The 21458-nt window shown below is 43.9% G+C and carries 23 protein-coding genes; 10 read left to right on the forward strand and 13 right to left on the reverse strand.

Translation table 11 applies throughout. From position 1 onward, the window contains the following. Positions 1-67: 67 nt before the first annotated feature. On the forward strand, positions 68-1021 hold the full coding sequence (locus ACEZ3G_RS10555; RefSeq protein ID WP_432425453.1) for a TerC family protein: 954 nt from the start codon (positions 68-70) through the stop codon (positions 1019-1021). A 65-nt stretch (positions 1022-1086) separates the two neighbouring features. On the opposite strand, the gene ACEZ3G_RS10560 is transcribed toward ACEZ3G_RS10555, so the two are convergent. From ACEZ3G_RS10560 to ACEZ3G_RS10610, 11 genes are all read right to left on the reverse strand, one after another. Beyond that, a complete protein-coding gene (locus ACEZ3G_RS10560; protein ID WP_432425454.1) occupies positions 1087-1521 on the reverse strand; it encodes a hypothetical protein in 435 nt (144 codons plus the stop codon). A 1-nt stretch (position 1522) separates the two neighbouring features. Next, the gene (locus ACEZ3G_RS10565) at positions 1523-1774 is read right to left on the reverse strand and encodes a phosphopantetheine-binding protein (protein WP_432425455.1); all 252 of its coding nucleotides are present in this window, start codon (positions 1772-1774) and stop codon (positions 1523-1525) included. Positions 1775-1845: 71 nt separating this feature from the next. Continuing rightward, entirely contained in the window at positions 1846-3120 is a 1275-nt protein-coding gene (locus ACEZ3G_RS10570; protein ID WP_432425456.1) for a beta-ketoacyl-[acyl-carrier-protein] synthase family protein, read from the reverse strand. Beyond that, a complete protein-coding gene (locus ACEZ3G_RS10575) occupies positions 3113-3562 on the reverse strand; it encodes a 3-hydroxyacyl-ACP dehydratase FabZ family protein (protein ID WP_432425457.1) in 450 nt (149 codons plus the stop codon). Before ACEZ3G_RS10575 ends, ACEZ3G_RS10570 begins: the two co-directional genes overlap by 8 nt. Positions 3563-3599: 37 nt before the next feature. Beyond that, complete coding sequence (locus ACEZ3G_RS10580) at positions 3600-4433, reverse strand: SDR family oxidoreductase (RefSeq protein ID WP_432425458.1); 834 nt, start codon at positions 4431-4433, stop codon at positions 3600-3602. A 61-nt stretch (positions 4434-4494) separates the two neighbouring features. Continuing rightward, positions 4495-5550 carry a type III polyketide synthase gene (locus ACEZ3G_RS10585; RefSeq protein ID WP_432425459.1) on the reverse strand — a complete coding sequence of 352 codons (1056 nt, stop codon included), beginning with the start codon at positions 5548-5550 and terminating at the stop codon, positions 4495-4497. A 4-nt stretch (positions 5551-5554) separates the two neighbouring features. Beyond that, positions 5555-6271 carry a methyltransferase domain-containing protein gene (locus tag ACEZ3G_RS10590; protein WP_432425460.1) on the reverse strand — a complete coding sequence of 239 codons (717 nt, stop codon included), beginning with the start codon at positions 6269-6271 and terminating at the stop codon, positions 5555-5557. Beyond that, complete coding sequence (locus ACEZ3G_RS10595) at positions 6272-7393, reverse strand: NAD(P)/FAD-dependent oxidoreductase (RefSeq protein ID WP_432425461.1); 1122 nt, start codon at positions 7391-7393, stop codon at positions 6272-6274. Between the two features lie 83 nt (positions 7394-7476). After that, positions 7477-8172 carry an OmpA family protein gene (locus ACEZ3G_RS10600; RefSeq protein ID WP_432425462.1) on the reverse strand — a complete coding sequence of 232 codons (696 nt, stop codon included), beginning with the start codon at positions 8170-8172 and terminating at the stop codon, positions 7477-7479. Positions 8173-8183: 11 nt separating this feature from the next. Continuing rightward, on the reverse strand, positions 8184-8669 hold the full coding sequence (locus ACEZ3G_RS10605; protein WP_432425463.1) for a lipocalin-like domain-containing protein: 486 nt from the start codon (positions 8667-8669) through the stop codon (positions 8184-8186). A gap of 146 nt (positions 8670-8815) precedes the next feature. Continuing rightward, positions 8816-10792 carry an alpha-ketoacid dehydrogenase subunit alpha/beta gene (locus ACEZ3G_RS10610; RefSeq protein WP_432425464.1) on the reverse strand — a complete coding sequence of 659 codons (1977 nt, stop codon included), beginning with the start codon at positions 10790-10792 and terminating at the stop codon, positions 8816-8818. 115 nt (positions 10793-10907) lie between these two features. Here ACEZ3G_RS10610 and ACEZ3G_RS10615 point away from each other — a divergent pair, with 115 nt between their 5' ends. The 6 genes from ACEZ3G_RS10615 to ACEZ3G_RS10640 all read left to right on the forward strand — a co-directional run bounded on the left by ACEZ3G_RS10615 (position 10908) and on the right by ACEZ3G_RS10640 (position 15687). Beyond that, entirely contained in the window at positions 10908-11858 is a 951-nt protein-coding gene (locus tag ACEZ3G_RS10615; RefSeq protein ID WP_432425465.1) for an isopenicillin N synthase family dioxygenase, read from the forward strand. A 234-nt stretch (positions 11859-12092) separates the two neighbouring features. Continuing rightward, positions 12093-12419 carry a translation initiation factor gene (locus ACEZ3G_RS10620; RefSeq protein WP_432426060.1) on the forward strand — a complete coding sequence of 109 codons (327 nt, stop codon included), beginning with the start codon at positions 12093-12095 and terminating at the stop codon, positions 12417-12419. A gap of 115 nt (positions 12420-12534) precedes the next feature. Next, on the forward strand, positions 12535-13467 hold the full coding sequence (locus ACEZ3G_RS10625) for a DUF1835 domain-containing protein (RefSeq protein ID WP_432425466.1): 933 nt from the start codon (positions 12535-12537) through the stop codon (positions 13465-13467). A 1-nt stretch (position 13468) separates the two neighbouring features. After that, entirely contained in the window at positions 13469-14338 is an 870-nt protein-coding gene (locus ACEZ3G_RS10630; protein WP_432425467.1) for a nucleoside phosphorylase, read from the forward strand. After that, positions 14335-15192: a substrate-binding domain-containing protein gene (locus tag ACEZ3G_RS10635; RefSeq protein ID WP_432425468.1), complete on the forward strand. Its 858-nt coding sequence runs from the start codon at positions 14335-14337 to the stop codon at positions 15190-15192. Before ACEZ3G_RS10630 ends, ACEZ3G_RS10635 begins: the two co-directional genes overlap by 4 nt. Positions 15193-15255: 63 nt before the next feature. Further along, complete coding sequence (locus ACEZ3G_RS10640) at positions 15256-15687, forward strand: hypothetical protein (RefSeq protein WP_432425469.1); 432 nt, start codon at positions 15256-15258, stop codon at positions 15685-15687. On the opposite strand, the gene ACEZ3G_RS10645 is transcribed toward ACEZ3G_RS10640, so the two are convergent. Further along, positions 15678-16343, reverse strand: coding sequence for a uracil-DNA glycosylase (locus tag ACEZ3G_RS10645; RefSeq protein WP_432425470.1), 666 nt, complete (start codon positions 16341-16343; stop codon positions 15678-15680). The two genes, ACEZ3G_RS10640 and ACEZ3G_RS10645, sit on opposite strands and share 10 nt — an antisense overlap. Before the next feature lie 216 nt (positions 16344-16559). On the opposite strand from ACEZ3G_RS10645, the gene ACEZ3G_RS10650 reads away from it, so the two are divergent. Together ACEZ3G_RS10650 and ACEZ3G_RS10655 are read left to right on the forward strand one after the other, a co-directional pair. Then, positions 16560-17243, forward strand: coding sequence for a helix-turn-helix transcriptional regulator (locus ACEZ3G_RS10650; RefSeq protein ID WP_432425471.1), 684 nt, complete (start codon positions 16560-16562; stop codon positions 17241-17243). A gap of 2 nt (positions 17244-17245) precedes the next feature. Next, positions 17246-17962: a DUF3307 domain-containing protein gene (locus tag ACEZ3G_RS10655; RefSeq protein ID WP_432425472.1), complete on the forward strand. Its 717-nt coding sequence runs from the start codon at positions 17246-17248 to the stop codon at positions 17960-17962. Positions 17963-17968: 6 nt separating this feature from the next. Here the strand turns inward: ACEZ3G_RS10655 and ACEZ3G_RS10660 are convergent, their stop codons facing one another. Further along, the gene (locus ACEZ3G_RS10660; RefSeq protein WP_432425473.1) at positions 17969-19030 is read right to left on the reverse strand and encodes a DUF6340 family protein; all 1062 of its coding nucleotides are present in this window, start codon (positions 19028-19030) and stop codon (positions 17969-17971) included. Between the two features lie 186 nt (positions 19031-19216). Here ACEZ3G_RS10660 and ACEZ3G_RS10665 point away from each other — a divergent pair, with 186 nt between their 5' ends. Beyond that, on the forward strand, positions 19217-21388 hold the full coding sequence (locus ACEZ3G_RS10665; protein ID WP_432425474.1) for an endonuclease MutS2: 2172 nt from the start codon (positions 19217-19219) through the stop codon (positions 21386-21388). The last annotated feature ends 70 nt before the right edge of the window (positions 21389-21458 follow it).

Below are 21458 nucleotides of genomic sequence, written 5' to 3' on the forward strand. Positions count from 1 at the left end.
AATCTCCGCGATTTCCACTACAATTTTTCGAAATGATGCTTAACTTCGCATCTTAAATTTTCCGCTAATGTGGGTATGGGTAATTTTTATTGCGCTGATCATTGTTTTCTTGGCCCTTGACCTGGGTGTATTCCATAAAGAGGAACATGTCATAAAAAGTAAAGAGGCTGGTATTTGGACCGGCATTTGGGTGACCATAGCATTTTCGTTCAGCATGGTCATTTATTGGTTGTTCTCAAGCGGTATTATAGACAACCCTACCCAACTTACCCCGAACGATGCCGTTCTAAAATATATTACCGGATATCTGATCGAACTTTCATTGAGCGTCGATAATGTATTTGTTATCGCCGTTATATTCTCCGCATTCAAAATACCCCCCATTTACCAACATCGTGTGCTTTTTTGGGGCATATTGGGCGCCATCGTCTTTCGTGCATTGATGATCTTGTTCGGTGTGGCCCTTATAACCCGTTTCGATTGGATCATCTATGTATTCGGGGTCTTCTTGTTATACACCGCCTTTAAGATGTTGAAAGGCGATGAGCATGAATTTAATCCGAAAAACTCATGGGTATTTCGACAGGTAAAAAAGCTTTATCCAATAACTAGTACAATACAGGGACATGACTTTTTCGTGAAACGAATGGGGGTCAAGGCGGCTACCCCCCTATTTGTGGCACTGATCATTATCGAATTGACCGATATACTTTTTGCGCTCGACTCCATTCCTGCGATTTTGGCCATTACGGCAGACCCCTTCATAGTTTTCAGTTCGAACATCTTGGCCATACTGGGGCTTCGATCTATGTATTTTTTGATCTCAAGGATGTTGGACAAGTTTCGATTTATCAATTACAGTCTTGTCGTAATACTTGCATTTGTAGGTCTTAAGATGCTGTTTTCCCATTATGTACATCTTCCGGAATGGGTCTCGTTGACCGTGATTTCGGTTGCTCTGGTAGGTGGTATAGTGGCCTCATTGGCAATTCCGGAGAAGCACCATGAACAGATCGAATAAAGAATTTCTTGAAACGAACTATCCCCCACGCAGGGTATTGCGGAATCCATTTCGATGAAAAATAACTAATCGACTTTTTTTGGGAAGATAAGCCGATATAACCTGTCCACACCCCAGTTTCCCAACGGGAAATAGAGCGCGAAGAACAAGGCCATGGCAAGACCAAAGGAGCGCTGGCCCACAATGGATTCAAGTATGTTTCCCGGATAGGCATAGGAAGTCTCGAGTGCGTAGCCCCCAAACTCAAGAAGGCACATGGCAATCAATCCGTATGCATATTGCTTGTGAAAAGGAAAACCACGAAGCAGCAATGAAATAGGCACCATGTACAAAATGTAACAGGTGATTACCTGCCACCAATAGGTAAATTTGGCGATCTCCATTTGGGTACCGAACCAATTCATACCCAAACCCCACAAAAAATAGACAACACAGTATAGCAACAGTAGGCGTTTGTCGACCAAAAGCTTATTTTTCGCCCATTGCAAAAATTCGGTCATCCTATTTATTGATTTTAAGGTCAATGATCCGCAACGCATCCTTAACGGTCTGCATTTGGTCCATATCATCATTTTCCAAAGTAATATCGAAGGCGTCTTCAACGTCGAGCACAATATCGACCAAATGGGCCGAGTTGATATTGAGTTCTTCCGTGAAATGACTTTCTTCGGATATTTGTTCTATTGAAACATCTTCCGGAAGATATATCTTAATGATGTCGCGTAATTTTTGATAGCGTTCGTCTTTGCCCATAAATAGTTTACTCAGAGATAAAATCGACTCTTTTGCCTAATCGGCCTCCCGACCAATGACGGGTCTAAGCATCAGTCGTTGCATTTTCCAAAAATAACACAAGCATTGACATCACCAAAACCAAAACTGGCCTTGGCAATGAATTTGGGGTCGTATGAAAACGTCTTTGTCGGTATTCTTGAAACATCGATCCGTTCGGCTATTTCCGGATGGACATCTTCACAGTTCACGTTTCCAAAGAGTTGTCCGTGCCCAAACTGTAAAATGGTGGCCACACTTTCAATACTTCCGGCAGCGGCCAGACAATGACCGAACAGGCCTTTAAAGGAATTTACATAGGGAAAATCGCCCCCCGAGCGTTCTAAGGCCCTGCACCAATTTTCAATCTCCTGTGCGTCTTTGGCCGTTGCCGTGAGGTGGCCGTTAATGGCATCGATATCCGATGGCGAAATGCCCGCATTTTGAACGGCTTCAATAATGCAACGTTGCACCGCTTCATTATTTGGGGCGGTCATGCTGCCTTCGGCCCGTTGCCCGCCGCTATTGATCGCTCCACCTAGAACTTCGGCATATATTTTCGCTCCCCTTGCCTTGGCACTCTCCAAGGACTCCAACACCAAGGCGCCCGCACCGCTGCCCGGAACAAATCCCGATGCTGTGGCGCTCATCGGGCGGCTGGCCGCCGTAGGGTTGTCATTATGATTCCGTGGCAGAATGCGCATGGCATCGAAACCGCCCCATACGTAAGGTCCGCTATCACTACAACTGCCCGCCAGCATACGCTCCGATTTTCCGCTGGCGATGCGATCATAGGCCATCAAGATGGCTTCCGTGCCCGTTGTGCATGCCGAAGAGTTTGTTGTTACTTGATTGCCACAACCGATCAATCCACCCAAATAGGCGCTGATACCGCTGGCCATGGTCTGTAAAACGGTGGTACTACCCAAGCGCCTAACGTTCTTTTCGTCGACCAAGTGAATGGATTCCCTGAACTTATCCACACCCAAAATTCCCGTACCGAAGACAAGTCCTGCATCCCAATCCGGTGTATCGTTATCCGCTAGCGGCAAGCCGGCATCCTTCCAGGCATCCAAACCGGCGATTACCCCATAAACGATACCGCTGGCATTCAATCCACGCAATTGCAACGGAGTGAAGTATCGATTTACCAAATTATCCTTCACCAACGGTTCACCGGCAATTTGGCAACCAAAATTGAGTTCTTCCAGTTTGGGCTGAAAACGTATCCCACTTTTACCGTTTTGCATGGCGTAAGTGAAATCCGCGATCCCAACGCCGTTCGGGGCGCAGACCCCAAGACCCGTAACCACTACTCTTCTAGACATTTGAATTTGCTTTGATCATCCCGGCGATGGTTCCCCTGCATACCATTTTATGGTCCGAATTGTACATTTTTACCTTGCATTTAAGTTTGTTGAACCTAAAATATAATTTTTCGGAGCGCACGGTTACGGTTTCCCCCGGAAATACAGGTAACAAAAATTCCATTTCGGAAGAACTCAGTCCGATTTGGGGTTGAGCGACTTCCCCTTTGCCGTTGTCACCAAGTAGATATATGCCCAAACAGACCAATCCGATCTGCGCGCAGCATTCGGTAAGTAAAACTCCGGGGGTAACCGGATTGTTACGAAAATGACCTTTGTAGAAATCCGAAGCCTTTAAAAAGGTAAATCTGCCCTCTGCACCGTTTTCATCGACCGCGATAAGCTCATCGACAAACAAAAAAGGCTCGGAATAGGGTAATTTATTCAGTATCGATGTTCTCATTCCCATCTTTTCGGGCATCTTTCAACATTGTTTTAAGCTATCGCAAACTCTCACCACCGTCAACCTTGATTACGGTACCCGTAATCCATTTCGCTTCGTCCAAAGTAAGGAGGTAAACCACGTTCGCGACATCTTCAGGAGTGGTCAATCGACCATTGGGATTACGACGTAGCGCACTTTTCTTAAGTTTTTCGTTCCCCGGAATCATTTTAAAGGCAGGAGTTTCGGTAGTTCCCGCTTGTATGCAGTTGGCCTTGATTCCCATACCTGCATATTCCAAGGCGATGTTTCGCGTAATTGCCTCCAAGGTGACCTTGGCCGCCGAAACCGCGGCATAGCCCGGCCAAGCCTTGGTATTCCCTTCGCTGGTGAAAGAGACGATGCGGCTATCGCCTGCGAACCATCCAGCTTCGAAAATTGACTTTGTCCAATCAAAAAGACTCAAGGCCATGGCGTTCAGCGTAATGCCGAAATCTTCGTGGTTCAAACCTGTTCCGTTTTCCTCGTACATGGGCTTAAGGCTCCCTTTCGCGATACTATGCACCAAAACACTTATTTTTTCACTCTTTTTTAGCAAGGTATTCAATTCTTTAAGAACGCTTTCACGTTTCTCTTTTTTGGCGGCATCACAGTTGAAATGTTTTAAAACGATTCTGTTGCCCTCCTCAATTTGCTTGAAATCTTTTTCGATTTCGGGCATGTTTACCCTTGCATCTCGGTGAATGATAATCAAATTGTAACCGTATAAAGCCAATTTTTTTGCCGTTGCCAAACCAAGACCGCTACTACCGCCCAAGATTAAAGCCCATGCCCCCTTTGCCTTCGGCATTTCCCCCGAAAGGGGGATATTATTTTCCTTTTTTGTATCCATAAAATTCAATTTTTTAAAGTCCCCTCGCCCTTCTGGGAGGGGATTTAGGGGTGGGGCTTTTTTACCATTCCAACAATACCCGCTGTGCGGAAAATCCGGGGCCAAAACTCAAAATCAGGCCCTGTTCCCCACCTTGAATCTCCCGGTTCAAGAAACGTTCTAAAACGTATAATACGGTCGCACTGCTCATATTACCATACTTTCGCAATACCTCTCGGGTATCATCGATATTTTTTCCTGAACTGCCGAAAAGCTTTTCGACCGTTTGTACGATCTTTCTCCCTCCGGGATGAAAAATCAAATGATCGACTTTTTCAATGGCACTGCCATTTTTTTCTAAAAACGGATATACAATTTGAGGGAAATGCGCAGCTATGGTTTCCGGTACACTTGGGTCAAGTATCATTTTCAATCCGTGGTCGGTCAGGTCAAACCCCATTAAATGTGTGGCGTTTTTGAAATGGTACATCTCTTCCCCGATAATTCTTGGGCCCGTGGCTTCTTCTTCCGATGACAACAATACACAGGCCGCGCCATCACCAAAAATTGCCGCACTGACCATATTGGCCATGGAAAAGTCGTTCAATTGAAAGGTGGCGGTGGGACTTTCTACGGCCACGACCGCCACCCGTTTTTCTGGATTCGATTTCAGAAAATTACTGGCATAAATGAGGCCCGAAACCCCTGCGGCACAGCCCATTTCGGTTACCGGAAGACGCACGATATCTTGACGTAACCCCAATTCGTTGACCAAATATGCATCCAACGAAGGAATCATTATTCCGGTGCAACTGACAGTAATGATGTAATCTAAGGAATCGGCCGTCCATTGGGCATTTGTCAAAGCTTTTTTCAAGGACTTGCTGCCCAATTTCTTTACCTCGCGTACATAAATATTGTTTTTTGCCTCGAAGGAAGTGGCGGTGAATACCTCTTCGATATCCATAATACCATAACGCACATCAACGCCCGCACCTTCGAAGATCTTGACCACCTTGCGACGAAAACGCGCATCTTGATCGGCCAGCCAAAGCTCGACAAAAGGTAGAATATCCGCTGTTTTTCTCGAATAGGATGGCAGCTCTTTCTCCACACTCACAATTCGTACATTGCCCATATAGTTACTTTAGTCGATTCGGACGCATTACCCATACAAAGCGAAAAGCCCATTTCCAACGAATTGTATGGTCCATATCGGGTAGATGCTTTGAATATCCAATCAAATCGGGCCTTACAAAAGCTCTTTTAACGGACAGTGCACCATCATTTTTTGCAACCTTGGTCCTGATAAAAATACGACTAAAGGCCTTAAATAGGTAATAGGCAAAAGGACTTCTATGCAAGTCATTGATTATAACCCCGATACGGGACAATTCACCAAGCTTTTTAAGGTATAACGGAATTTGACCGTCCGTAAAATGGTGCATAGTGAGCGTACTAATGATAACATCGCACTTAAAATCGGCCGAATTCAATTGTAAAATATCGGCCTGCAAATATTGTATCGCATCAAAACCTTTCGAGGCTTCCTTTGCCAAGGAAAGGGCTTCTTCGCTCAAGTCGATCCCGATAAATGCCACCTTCGAATCCCGTTTTTTGAAATAATGGGCCAAAGTGCGCAGCATTGCCCCATCGCCACATCCCATATCGGCAATTATATAATCCTCCTTCGGATTTTCCCCAATTAGTTTTGTGATTGCCCTAATGGTATTGGAGTCACCTCCCAGAAGACGGTTTGCGCGATTGATATCGTCAAAAACCTTGCGCAAAACACCGGGTTCGCCCTGAAAGTCATCCATTATCTCCAACTGTGTACTGCGTTTTGACCAATCCATCATCTATACAATAGGTTGTCCGTGCGTAGCTCGGATTACTCGCGACAATAGTCCCGGTGCCCCAACGATAAGTGACATGCCCAGTTTTGAAACCCCTTTGTTCAGCAATAATGATTGCAATTGTCTACCGGCCCATAAACGCTTCTTGAAGGCTTCGTTCCATTGTAGGGTATACATTTTTTCAAACTTTTGACGGTCATATCCATTTTCATTGATATACTTATCGATTAGTTCGGAAGCGATCTTGGCACTGTGAACGGCCATTGCCATGCCGTTGCCACAAAGCGGGTGGATGAGTCCCGCCGAATCACCGCACATGATAACATGGTCTTCCGCCGCTTTCTTTTGTTCAAAGGAAATCTGGGCAATACTCAATGGTTCATCGAAAATCGGTTTTGCCTTTTTCAAAAACGTATTTAAAACTGGGTTTTGGGCAACTACTTTTTCATTGAACGATGTGATGTTCCTTTCCTTTTGAAAACTCTTATACGAGGTCAGATAGCAAAAGTTCACGGCGCCCGTTTCCGTCTTTGAAAGTCCTGCATATCCCCCATTGAAATTATGCAAAGCCACCTCGTTTTCTGGAAACCCCTGATAATCATAATGGGCCTTGACGCCAAGCCACGGTGATTTTTTGGCAATGAAGGCCCTTTTCATGTTTTTATCAAGATTGCTGCGCTTACCGAAGGCGCCAATAACAAATGGCGCCCTATAAATTTGCCCTTTTAGCGTTGTTATCTCGAAAAACGAATCTTCAAAGGCTATGGCATCCACAGCTTGAAAGATAAATGCAACGCCCGATGCCAAGGCTTTTTCATAGAGCAGGTTATCAAGGGCATACCGACTGATCCCAAAACCACCTAAAGGCAATCGCGTCGTAATCGTCTTTCCGTTGATCGTGGAGAGTGTAAACGTATCGATGTTCGCTGAACTATGCGGAATGCCCACGCCTAACGATTCTAGATAGGGTCTTACTTCATTTGAAACGTATTCGCCACAGACCTTGTGATTTGGGAAAGTGTTTTTTTCAAACACAAGAACGCGGTGGTTTTTTTTCCTCAGATCAATTGCCGCGGTCAATCCGGCCAAACCGGCACCTATAATAATAATATCATAGTGTTCCACTATCGAAAGATAACGATTAAAAAAGAAGAATCCCGATACAAAATGTATCGGGATTCAAAATCAAATCAAGAAGGATAGGGAATTTAGTTTTGCGTTTCGCGTATCGCTTCTTCCTTAAGCTCTTGACTAGCCACAATGGCCAATTCGACCCTTCTGTTCTTGGCTTTTCCTTCACTGGTCTCATTACTTTCCCTAGGTTGGTTCTCACCGTACCATTTTGTGGTAAAACGACCTGCGTCGATGCCCTTGGCCACCAGGTACTCGGTAACCGATTCGGCCCTTTGCTGCGAAAGCTTCATATTATAGTCTTCGGGCCCCGCACTATCGGTATGGCCTTCGACCAAAATGTATGATTTCGGATATTCTTTGAAGATTCCGGCCAATTTGTCCAAAGTAGTGGCGGAAGTACCTTTGACCCCAGATTTATTGGTATCGAAATAAACCCCTGCATCTTCATTGAAAATGACATTGATTCCTTCACCGACACGGGTAACTTCGGCGCCGGGTATTTCTTCCTCGATACGTTCTGCCTGACGATCCATTCGATCGCCGATATATCCACCGGCGACACCACCTACAACGGCTCCTATAATTGCACCAAGTGCCGTATTATCGCCCTTTCCGACGTTATTGCCCAACACACCGCCGATTACCGCGCCACTGGCGGCACCTACGGTCGCGCCCCTTTGTTTATGGTTCGAATTCTTAACAGCATTGCATCCAACGATCATGGACATCGCCATTACTATATATACACCTTTAATACCTAGTTTTTTCATGGGGAATCTTTTTATGATTTTTTAGTGAATGAATAAACGACATTGACGACTTTGCCATCAACGGTTGCATTTGATTTTAAGGTCATTTCATTTTCGGTGAGATTACTAATGTTCAATCGGTAACCCAGTCCTCCTGAGATATCCTTGTTCTTTTCATCGATCAACTTGAACTGCAATTGACTGGTGTAATTCTCTTCTCGCTCCACGACCGACCACCGAATGTAACGGTCACCCCCGTTGCACAATGTAGATGGGGCAATGGTATAGCGACCTGTACTGTTGTTGTCACGAAAATACCACTCGCTACCCTCAAAACAGATATCATCGGCATCATTGAATATAACGGATTTAAAGTTTCCCGAGGCGTTTTCATATGATATGTCGTTCAACGTCCAAGTACCACTGAGCAAATTGCGCTTGGCACGGGCATCTTTCGATACCGAACATGAGACAATTAGCATTGCAGCAACGACAAAGGTTAATACGTGTTTCTTCATTATATATTTATTAGGGTTTAGACTATATACGAAACGAATACAAGTTTCGACGTCTTAGATAACGTTAAGAAGCCTTTAATATGATGCAAGAAACCTATTGATCGACAAAAAGGTGTGTTCAAAAAGGATGATTATTGTTGCAAAAGCTAGTATCGCAATAAATCAAGCAATGCTTCCGTAAATCTTTCCTTAGGCAAGTAATTGTTTTCCAAGTTCTTGGCAAACGGAATAGGTGTTTCCAAACTTGCCACGCGCTTGACCGGTGCATCCAGATATTCGAAACAGTTTTCCATGACCAGTGCTGAAATATCACTCGCGACACCACCAAAAAGACTATCTTCTTGAAGGATTATGAGCTTGCCCGTTTTTTTTACCGAGGTATAGATACTGTCAATATCCAAAGGTGCCAAGGTGCGCAAATCTAGCAAATCGGCCTCTATTTCGGGGTTTTTTTCCAAGGTTTCCAGGGCCCAATGTACCCCGGCACCGTATGTGGCGATAGTAATGGATTTGCCTTCTCGCAAAAGGTTTGCCTTACCAAAGGGAAGCGTGTAGTAATCTTTCGGTACTTCTTGATAAATACTTCGGTATAAGGCTTTGTGCTCAAAAAATAATACCGGGTTCGGGTCATTGATCGCCGTGGCCAGCAACCCTTTTGCATCATACGGAAAGGCCGGATAGACGACCTTTAGTCCCGGGGTTTTTGTAAACCACGCCTCATTGGTCTGTGAATGAAAAGGACCGGCACCTACACCGCCACCACAGGGCATTCGAATGACGACATCGGCCTTTTCGCCCCATCGATAATGTGATTTTGCCAAATAATTGACAATCGGGTTGAAACCGGTACTAACGAAATCGGCAAATTGCATTTCGACAACGGCTTTCATGCCGTTAATACAAAGGCCCATACCCGCTGAGACCACGGCAGATTCACAAATCGGCGTATTTCTTACCCTTTCTATTCCAAAAGCTTCGACAAAGCCCTCGGTAATCTTGAACACTCCCCCATAATCGGCTATGTCTTGCCCCATGACGACCAAATTGTCATGCTTTTCCATACTTAGCCTCAGTCCGCTTGAAATAGCATCAACAAGCCTAATGTTCTCTTTTTCACCGTTTGGGGAAGTTTCCTCATAATCAAAGGGGCAATACACATCGGATAGCTCTTTGCTTATATTCGACGAAACCGCAGGTTCATCAAAAGCTATTTGAAGATTTTCATCGATTTCTTTTATGATCTCTTTTTTGATCTGTACTTCCTGTTCCTCTGAAAGTATGTTTTCATTGTGTAAAAACTCCAAATAGTTCTCCAGGGGATCTTTGGCCGCCCATCGGTCCATCAATTCCTGCGGTACATATTTCGTGCCACTCGCTTCCTCATGACCTCGCATGCGAAACGTATCGAAAACCAACAAGACCGGTGCAGGTTTTTGACGGATACGCTTACAGATGGCATCTACCGTGGTAAAGACCTCGAGAATATTATTGCCGTCAATCGTATACGATTCTATTCCATAGCCAATACCTTTATCCGCCAGGTTTTTACATCTAAATTGTTCTTTGGTCGGGGTAGATAGGCCATACCCATTGTTCTCGACACAGAACAGAACGGGCAGATCCCATACCGCGGCAATATTCAGCGCTTCATGAAAATCACCTTCACTCGTCCCCCCCTCTCCTGTGAAAACGGCGGTTACTTTTTTCTCCTTTTTAAGCACATTGGCCAGTGCAATTCCATCGGCCACGCCCAATTGAGGTCCCAAATGGGAAATCATACCAACAATTTTATAATCCTGGGTGCCAAAATGAAAACTACGGTCCCTGCCCTGGGTGAAGCCGTTCGCCTTTCCCTGCCATTGCGAAAAAAGTCGGTCCAAGGGTACCTCCCTGGTCGTAAAGACCCCTAAATTGCGATGCATGGGCAAAATATATTCCTCATTCTCAAGGGCACTGGCTACACCGACCGAAATCGCTTCTTGACCAATGCCACTGAACCACTTTGAAATCTTGCCCTGACGTAGAAGAATCAGCATTTTTTCCTCGATCATTCGAGGTTTGAGCATCCTTCGGTATAACTGAATCTGCCTTTCGACACTAAGGCCTTTATTGGTATATTGCATGGAATAGTCGTAAAAACAGGTTCAAAAGTAACAAAAAAGACACCAATTAACATGTAGTTTGATTCTTTGTCAAGACCATATTATGTAAATTTGACAATTATAAAAATTAACGACCATGAGTGCCATACCCAGTGTAGATCTATCGGATTTTCTTTCGGGCGACCCGACGCGAAAAGAAAAATTTATCAAAGAAATCGGCCAAGCATTTGAAGAAATCGGATTTGTGGCCTTGGGCGGACATTTTCTCTCAGAAGAACTGGTCGAAAATCTGTACTCGGAAATAAAGAAGTTTTTCGATTTGCCCCAAAAAACCAAGGATAAATATGAAATCGAGGGCATTGGCGGCCAAAGGGGCTATACCTCTTTCGGAAAAGAACATGCCAAAGGAAGAAAAGAGGGTGACTTGAAAGAGTTTTGGCATTTTGGCCAATATGTGGCGAACGACCCAAAACTTGAGGCGCAATATCCGGCCAACGTAACGGTGGAAGAATTGCCAAAGTTCAATGAGGTGGGCAAGGAAACCTATAAGATGCTTGAAAAAACGGCCAAATATGTACTTCGGGCCCTGGCACTGCATTTGAATCTTGACGAAAATTATTTTGACGAATTTATAAAAAACGGAAACTCCATTTTACGTCCGATCCATTACCCGCCCATCACCTCTGAACCCAAGAATGCGGTGAGGGCAGCGGCACATGGTGATATCAATTTGATTACCTTGCTAATGGGTGCCCATGGCAAAGGGCTTCAGGTAAAAAACCATGATGGTGAATGGGTCGATGCCATCGCCAGACCCGATCAGCTTATGATCAATGTAGGAGATATGCTCTCCAGGCTTTCGAACAACAGGTTAAAATCTACCATCCACCAAGTGGTGAATCCACCAAAAGCGCTTTGGGGCACGTCGCGATATTCCATCCCCTTCTTTATGCACCCGATCAGTGAAATGCCGCTGAACTGCCTTGAAAACTGCATCGATTCGGAGAATCCGAAGGAATACGAAGATATCACGGCCGGTGCGTTTTTGCACGAGCGATTGATAGAGCTTGGTCTTATCAAAGCTTAAAGCTTATTAGTACTTCTTTTGATTCCGTCCTTGTGGATAGGCAATAATACCATAGTTCTATTTGGTTTCAATGGAAGCGTCTGTTTTGACATGGAATCTAAGTATAATGGCAAAATAAGCCTTGAAGCAAGATATATTTCAGAACGCGAGATATTCTGCAATGCTGCTTTTGCCACCTATTTTTCTGACTACAACGGTTTTTCACTTATATTTGGCAATTCCCTTTTAAAAAAAATGGATTTAAAGGACCAACTTAAAAATTTATTTCCCGATCATGTTCCCGAAGAACCGGAAGTCTCAAAGCCCAAAAACGATATTTGGTTGCAGGACGAACCGATTATATGCAAGTATGAAAAACGAAAGGGCAAGCCGATAACTATTTTGGAAGGTTATAACGGTGCCGTTTCCGATTTCAAGAAACTGGCCAAAGAACTGAAGACGACCTTAAGTGTCGGGGGCACTTTTAAAGATGACAAGATCATAATTCAAGGTGATTATCGCGATCGAATAATGTCGGTTCTAAAAGAAAAAGGTTTTAGCGTCAAACGTGTTGGAGGATAGCACCTGGCGAAAACGATGGGGATCCTTAAAAAGGGTTGCGCACATTTGTGTTAATTTTTTTTGTTTTTTTCGATTAAATGTTACTTTTAGTAGCTAAAATGTAAACGATTTGCTTATGAGTTCCCTTTTGCATATCACCAATGGAGACAGTTTTACAGAAAGACTCAAAGGCCTTAAATTAAAAGGGGATATCATCACCTGGCGGGAAATGTTGTGCGAGGGCAAGACAGAGACCAATGTGGGCAGCGAATCTTTCTGGAAGACCCGTTTTGAGTTTTTGCACAAGAACTATAAGGTCACAAAATCGAGTTTCATCGAAAAAACGCTCAAAGAGTACCGATCGCTCTGTAACCATAAGCAACAAGACCATATCGTTTTGTGGTTCGAATACGACCTTTTCTGCCAAGTCAATATGTTGGCCGTACTGAGTTGGTTGAAAGCAAATCGAAAGTATGCCGAGATAGCACTGGTCTGCAGTGGAAAAGAAGATCAAACGGACAAGCTATACGGCTTAAATGAGCTAAGCGATGAAAAACTACTAGATCTTTACGAAAGCAGAACGATCCTTTCACAAGATGACATCGAGTACGCCGACTATGTTTGGCAGCTATACTGCAGTGACAATCCCATTAGGCTTGAGAATCTGCGCGATTTCGGTGAATTTCAATTTGAATATCTTGCCGATGCGCTACATTCGCACCTTCAACGCTTCCCGAGCATCAAAAACGGCTTGAATGCATTGGAAAACCGTGTGTTGGACCTCTCCGCGACCACCAAGCCAAAATCACGGCGCCAACTTTTGGGCACCATCTTGAAGAATCAGGGCAATTATGGCTTCGGAGACACCCAGTTCGATAGAATATTGACCACATTAAAACCTTTATATTCTTCATTCAACCCGGTCAGGTTGACCAAAAAAGGCAAAGAAATATTGGAAGGAAAAACAAGCTACTATTCTTGCATTAGGGATAATGATGATTATCTTGGCGGAGCCTTGAAATACAACTACCTTTACAATACAGATTCAGACAGAATATTAAAATTGTAGCATGCGGCTAGAGCCTTCCGAGCTTATCCTCAATGCCGACAGTAGCATTTATCACCTCAATTTACAGCCAGAAGACATTGCCCATACCATAATAACCGTGGGCGATCCCGACCGCGTTGGTGCGGTTTCCAAATATTTTGATTCCATCGAAATTAAAAAAGGCAAAAGGGAGTTCAGAACCCATACGGGTCTCTTGAACGGAAAACGCTTAACGGTCATCTCAACAGGTATAGGAACGGATAACATTGATATTGTTTTGAACGAGCTCGATGCCTTGGCAAATATCGATTTTGACCAAAAAACGAAAAACGAAAATCATATACGATTACAAATAATACGAATAGGGACTTCAGGGGCCATTCAACCCGAAATTCCGGTTGATTCTTTCCTATTGAGTGAATATGCCATCGGATTTGACGGCCTACTCCACTTTTATGACAGCGAGCCCGTTCTTGAAAAAAAAATTGCGGAGGCGTTTATGCGGCATTCGGACTGGAACCATGAAAAAGCCCATCCGTACGCTGCTCAATGTGACCCTGAAATGGCCCGTATTTTCGTATCAAATCATATACGATTAGGCGTAACTGCTACAATTCCGGGATTTTATGGCCCACAAGGGCGAAAACTGAGATTGACGCCCAAAGATGGTGGATTGAATTCAAAATTGGCATCTTTCAGGCACGAAAACCTAAAGATTACCAATTTGGAAATGGAAACGGCGGGTATTTATGGACTTTCAAAACTATTGGGACACCAAGCGATCTCATTAAATTGTATTTTGGCCAATCGCGTTACCGGTACATTCTCAAAAAACCCTGAAAAATCCATGGACACATTGATAAAAAGTACACTGGAAAAATTGACCCAATGAAGAAAGTGCGATTGATCGGCGTGCCCGAGCATTTCAATATGCCCTGGCATATGGCCATTGAAGAAGGTGCGTTCGAAGAACGTGGTATCGACCTACAATGGACCGACATTCCTGAAGGTACGGGCCGCATGTGCCAAATGTTGCAGAATAATGAGACCGATCTCGCCATAATACTGACCGAGGGACTGGTGAAAAGCATTTCCGAAGGCAATCCCGTCAAAATCGTACAGGAATATATCGCCTCGCCCCTACTTTGGGGAATACACGTAGGCGCCCAAAGTAACTTCAAGTCCATTTCAGATCTTAAAGGTTCCCGCGCCGCCATAAGCCGATTCGGGAGTGGAAGTCATCTCATGGCCTTCGTAAATGCCCGAACCGAAGGATGGGAAACTGAAGGCTTAAAATTCGAAGTAATTGACAACCTTCAAGGCGCCGTTGACGCACTGACCAACGGTGGTGCCGACTATTTTATGTGGGAACACTTTACGACGAAACCTTTGGTCGACCAAGCTGTTTTTAGAAGGTTGGGCGACTGCCCTACCCCGTGGCCCTGTTTTGTAATCGCGGCAACGGCCAAATTCATTGACGAAAATAAAGGAACTTTGAACCATATTTTGGAAATCATCAATTTGTACACCCTTGAATTCAAGCAAATACCAAGCATTGACCGTACATTGGCAAATCGCTACGGCCAGAAGTTGGAAGATATCAAAGAATGGCTCGCCCTAACAAGATGGAGTCAATCACAAATGGATTCACAAGTGCTTGATAAAGTGCAGGACACGTTATTGGATCTCAAGCTGATCGACCAAAAGGAAGTATCGGTAAAAATTTTGGAAAATCTTAATAATTAGGGTCTTGACAAAAAAAGGTGGTTTTGTTATTTTTCGGTAGTAAACCTTTAATATCAGTTTGTTATGAAGACCAAAAGCTTTTTGACAAAAACGGTATTAGCGCTGTTCATTGCTGTTTTTGTTAGCGAATTTGCGATCTCACAAACCTTCTACGCCTTAAAAATAGATCGTAGCATACGGGCCAAGGCCATTGATATTACGGCCGCTTACCAGCCCCGTTTGGTCATGGGGCCAGAGCAGGCATTGGAATTTCAAGGCACGGTGGCCAAATTCTTGGTAAAAAGAAAGGCCATAGAAGAAGACGATTCCCTATCTCCAAAGGCAAAGTACGAACTGCTAAAACAGCTTTCGAGTAGAGAAACATCGGCTATGGCCGATGTTTTGGAATCGTATCGTTGGCAGGAATACATGCGGATCAAGCGGAAAATTCAACCTATTCCAAAACCGATGGACCAGCGAGAGGATTTGATCGCTGTAGACCCCCGTTACCATTGAATGGGAGACTGCCCTCGATCGACCAGTATTTTGTTCACGGTGCTGAAATGCCGATTGCCGAACCAAAGGCCCCTATTCGCGCTCAAGGGTGAAGGATGCCCCGATCTTAAGATGTGATGTTTGTTCGCTTCTACCAATGCAGCTTTCTTTTTGGCAAATCCGCCCCACAGCAAAAAAATAAGTCCTTCTTTTTCTTGCGACAATTTTTTGATGACCGCATCGGTAAACACTTCCCAACCTTTGTTCTGATGGCTTCCGGCCTGTTGCGCCCTTACAGTCAGTGTGGCATTGAGAAGAAGCACCCCCTGTTCGGCCCAACGTTCCAAATTGCCACTTTTTGGATAAGGCAATCCCATGTCCGTTTCTATTTCCTTGAAAATGTTGATCAAAGAAGGCGGATGCTGAATACCGTCATTGACCGAAAAGCAAAGGCCGTTGGCCTGACCGGGACCATGATAGGGGTCCTGCCCTATAATGATTACCCGGGTTTTATCAAATGGGGAGTGATCAAAAGCGGCGAAAATATGTTTCCCCTTTGGGTAGCAGGTATATTTGGTGTACTCCTCTTTAACAAAATGTATCAAAGGCCGAAAGTAGGGCTTTTCAAATTCTTCGTTCAAATGTTGTTTCCAACTTTCCGCGATTCGTACCTCCATGCCAGACTTTTCCTTTTAAAACTAGAAACAAAAATAAGGATTATCGACAATGCCTTGCCGCAGCTGACTTTTTTGATGGCGAAACATTATCCTAAAGAAAATTATAAGTTTATTGACTTATAGTTATTTATTATAAGCTTTTAAACTTATAATTGTATTTTATAAGCTTTTTAGCTTATATTTTTATATATTTGACTGTTCATTTGTACCAATTTTATGAAAAAAGGAGTGATTTCTGGGGATATTGTAGCGTTTACCAGTCTTTCCAATAAAGACAAAGAGTCGGTAGAAGCCCACATTAAAGCGCTTTTTAAAGAACTCACGGCCGCTTTTGGCTGTTACGCCCGTTTGGTCAAAGGTGATTACTTGGAATGTGTCGTGCCAAAACCCGAAGATGCCCTAAAAGTGGCGCTCTTGATCAAAAGCAGTATCAAATCGATTCTTATAACAAAGGATTCCAGAAGCGACCATAGAACCTCCTATTTCGAAAACTATGGCATCCGATTGGCCATTGGTTTCGGAAGCTTGCAACGTTTTGACACCGAAAAAGGCATCATAGATGGGGAGGCCATATACATGTCAGGGCGAAAAATCAATGAAGAGGACACCCATACCATGGATCGCATAAGCATTAAAAATACCCTGTTCTTTGTTTCAAAAGACGAAGATTTGAACAATCGATTCGAACCTTTACTGCTCTTGCTCGATTTTTTGATGAACAAGGCCACAGCCAGACAATCGCAGGTATTATACTATAAGCTAATGGGAAACAATGAAGATGCCATTGCCAAAAAATTGGGTATATCACAGCCGGCGGTGAACCAACATGCGAACGGTATTGGGTGGAATGCCATTGAAAAGGCCGTACAGTATTTTAACAACACCCTAAAAAGTCAATGACCATGGATGTTTACCAACTACTTCTACTTCAGTTATTGGCCCACATAATAACGGATTATACCTTTCAGACCGACAAACAGGCCGCCGACAAGAACAAAAAAGGATTCAAAAGCAAATACTTGAAGTGGCACATTCTGGTCATGTTCATAAGCTCGTGGTTATTTTCATTTCAACTGGTCTTTGTTTTTGGGGCTTTGATTATCGCATCTACCCATTGGGTTATCGACGGATTCAAACCCAGAATCGATAAGAGCAAGTTATTGGGAAGGTATTCGTTCTTTATCGACCAAGGGTTGCACATAGCAATAATATGCTTGGTTGTTTGGATGTACACTTCTAATTTTCAAATGAATACGTTTATTCATTTAAATATAAACACGAAATATTTGCTGCTGGGATTAGGTTATCTTTTCTGTGGAAAACCGGCGAATGTCTTTATCAAGGAAATCTTCAAGGCCTCACAGATCGAATTCGATGGAATGGACAAGGATGATTTACCTAATGCGGGAAGGCTTATCGGTGTTGTGGAACGATGGCTCGTACTTACCTTTATCTTGATCGATCAGTTCAGTGCCGTAGGTTTCCTGATTGCCGCGAAGTCTATTTTGCGTTATAAAGAGGAAACCAAAGGGTTCAATAAGACGGAATATGTGCTTATTGGAACGCTGTTAAGTTTTGGCTTGGCCATCGGGGTCGGAATCCTGGTAAGAACCTTTTGATTCTTTTTATTTCGCGAAATCCAGTTGTGCCATTTGATTCATAAGCAGGCCCTTATCTTCAAGACGCTTCTCGAGAATGCCCATATAATCCTGTTCTTTTTCATCCCGACTATTTTCGTAGGCTTTGGAAGCCCATTGAAAAGCGATTTCCAAATTATCATTTTTTTCGTTGAGCACTGCCAGATTATGACAACTTCTTCCCCTGATTTTAGTATCCTCATGATCGACATCGATGGCCCAAAGCTGGCCGGCCCCTTCCCAATCACCTTGTGAAATCAATTTATCGGCCAATACGAGATTCTCAGAGCCCTTACTGAAATACTCCCTGGTAATTGTCCGCTCGAACGGTAAAAGCCTTTGTCCGTAGTTGATGCCCGACGTTTTGCTTTGCTGGATCAACGTCTCTTTTCTATCGCCAATGGCCTGATAGGCCGCAAAAGTATCGGTGCCCTTGCCGCTTGAAACGAACTGGTCGTTGAACACGATTTCGTCGATGACCTGTCTGCTTTTGGGGGAATAGATCCGCCAACCATTCTCAATAAGTGTTTCCATGGTCAGTTCTTGTGCGGGCACCTTTTCTTTGACCCGCATCAAATTGGGCTGAAGCATCGAGCTTTTTTTTATGGAGATTTTGGTATCCGTCTCATAGAACGCCAAAGCGAAAATCGCATCTACATTATGGGTTTCGCACAATTGGGCAATTGACGACCACGGAATGGAGTTTTCTGCAGAACCGTGCCCTTCGAGTTGAACGGAATCCAACAATTTAACGTCATCAAAACGCTTATCCTTGAGCAATTCGTCAAAAAGTCCCTCAATGGCGGCATCCTTGCCCTTCTCGGTAAGCCATTTTTCTTGAGCGACCAACAGGTTGCCCATTCCTTTGGTCTCACCTTCCACACCGGTCGAAACCTCACTGCTATTGACAATGCCTATTTTTTTTATCTGACCGGAGAGCATTACCGGTGAAGGAGCGGTCGTCTGTAACAACACTTGTTTGGTATTACTGCAAGATATTGCTAGTAGGCTACAAATGCCCAGTGCAAGATTTAAACAGATTTTCTTCATGGCGGTCGGTATAGGTGTGCCCCGATCAATTGACGGGGAACAAGTTTTACCTAGCTAAAACACGCGTTAAGGCCTATTTATTGTGCAAACATCAGAATTTACAGGCTTTTGAAACTAAAAACCGTAGGTCGTCACGCTTACAATATTATCCCTAATCGCTACCTTTGCCCGCGATTTCTTGTTAATATGGGCGGTATATCAAAAAAAACACTTCAAGACCTGGAGTTTCCTACTGTATTGCAGCAACTTCAGGCACGCTGCAATACCGAATTGGGAAAAACGCACGTTTTGGATATTTGCCCCCTCCCCAATGAAGATGAAATAATCAGGGCATTGGGGCAGACCTCGGAATATCTTTCTTCTTTGGTGAGCGAAAACCGTATCCCCAATCATGGTTTCGACCCGATAACAGGTGATGTTAAGCTGCTCCGGATCGAGAACACTACATTGGAAATTGCCGGGTTCAAAAGAATCTCTGCAATTTGTGGCACCATGGCCGAACACAAGAAATTCTTCAAAAAATTCAAGGAATACTACCCCTTGTTGTTCGTGGTCACTGAAAAAATCGAATCGAATACTGAAATTTCCAAGCAAATAGACAGGATCATTGACCGATTCGGTGAAGTAAGGGACAAGGCTTCCGACGCCCTTTTCGATATACGAAGACAAATGAGCCATGTCAAGGGAAAAATCGGGCAGAGTTTCGCCGCCGCCCTGAACACGTATAACGGTTCGGACTACTTGGACGACATTCGGGAGTCGGTCGTCGAGAACCGTCGCGTTTTGGCGGTCAAGGCCATGTACCGTAAAAAAGTGCGGGGGGCGGTCATGGGCACTTCAAAAACGGGCAGTATTGTCTACATTGAGCCTGAGGCCGCTTTGAAATTCAGTAGGGAATTGAACAACCTGGAATTTGATGAAAAGGAAGAAATACAACGGATACTGAATCAATTGACAAATCAAATAAGGCCATTAAGGGGCCTTCTAAGCGATTATCAGGATTATTTGGCCCATATAGACGTTACGGCCGCAAAAGCGCGTTACGCACATGATATTAACGGTTTAATGCCGAAATTGAATACCAAAAGAAGGTCATACTTGCGCGATGCCTATCATCCGCTACTATTCTTGAGCAATTTAAGAAAGGGCGAAAAAACATTTCCTCAGACTATAGAACTTCACCCGGAAAACCGAATTATCGTTATCTCAGGACCTAATGCCGGGGGTAAAAGCATCACGCTAAAGACCATTGGTTTGTTGCAAGTAATGCTGCAGAGCGGACTTTTAATTCCAGTTCACGAACGCAGTGAGGTCTGTTTTTTCAAAACGATTTTAACGGATATTGGAGACAATCAATCTATTGAAAATCATTTAAGTACGTATAGTTATCGGCTCAAAAACATGAACCAGTTCTTAAAACGCTGCAATGATAAAACTTTGTTCTTGATCGATGAATTTGGAACCGGTAGCGACCCAGAACTGGGCGGTGCCTTGGCAGAGACCTTTTTGGAAGTCTTCTACGAGCGAGGCTCCTACGGGGTAATCACGACTCACTATGCCAATCTGAAGGCCTTGGCCAACGAATTGCCCCATGCCACCAATGCCAATATGCTTTTTGATGGCAAAACCTTGGAACCGACGTTTCAATTGATTCTAGGGCAGGCTGGCAGCTCCTTTACTTTTGAGGTAGCCCAAAAGAACGGTATTCCCTATTCGCTCATCAACAAGGCCAAAAAGAAGATTAAACGAGGCAAGGTTCGGTTCGATGCCACCATTGCCAAACTGCAGAAGGAACGAAGTAAAATGGCCGAAACGAGTTCCAAGCTCAAAGAAGAAGAAGCCAAGGCGCGCGAAGAAGCGGAACGATTGGAGAAACTGAATGCCAAGATAAAGACCAAATTGGAAAACTATCAAGAACTCTACGACCATGACCAGCGGATGATTCAGTTGGGCAACAAGGTGAACGTGGCCGCTGACAAGTATTTTCAGAACAACAAGAAGCGACCTTTAATTTCTGAATTACTTCGGATTGTAGAGACCGAAAACAGTAAACGAAAAAAGAAATCGGCCGCCGAAGCCAAAAAAGAACGCGATAAAAAAGCCCAAGTAGCCCATGAAGTACAAAAAGAGGTCAAGGTCATACGTGAGAAAAAGAAGGTAGCAAAGAAAAAGGCCATTCAAAAAGAGAAAAACAAACCTCGTCCCGTTTTTAATGTAGGCGATCGCGTGCGTATGTTGGATGGAAAGGCCGTCGGCACCATTGATTTCCTCGAAAAAGGAAAGGCCATTGTCAATTACGGAATGTTCACCACGAATGTCAGTGTGGACCAACTGAATTTGGTCGAAAGCAAAAAATAATTGCCAATTGTGGCATTTATACTTCTGGGTACTATTAAAATGTAGTTGATTATCAATAAATTATGATAAA

This window comes from Meishania litoralis (assembly GCF_042611095.1).
Lineage (GTDB): Bacteria > Bacteroidota > Bacteroidia > Flavobacteriales > Flavobacteriaceae > Meishania > Meishania litoralis.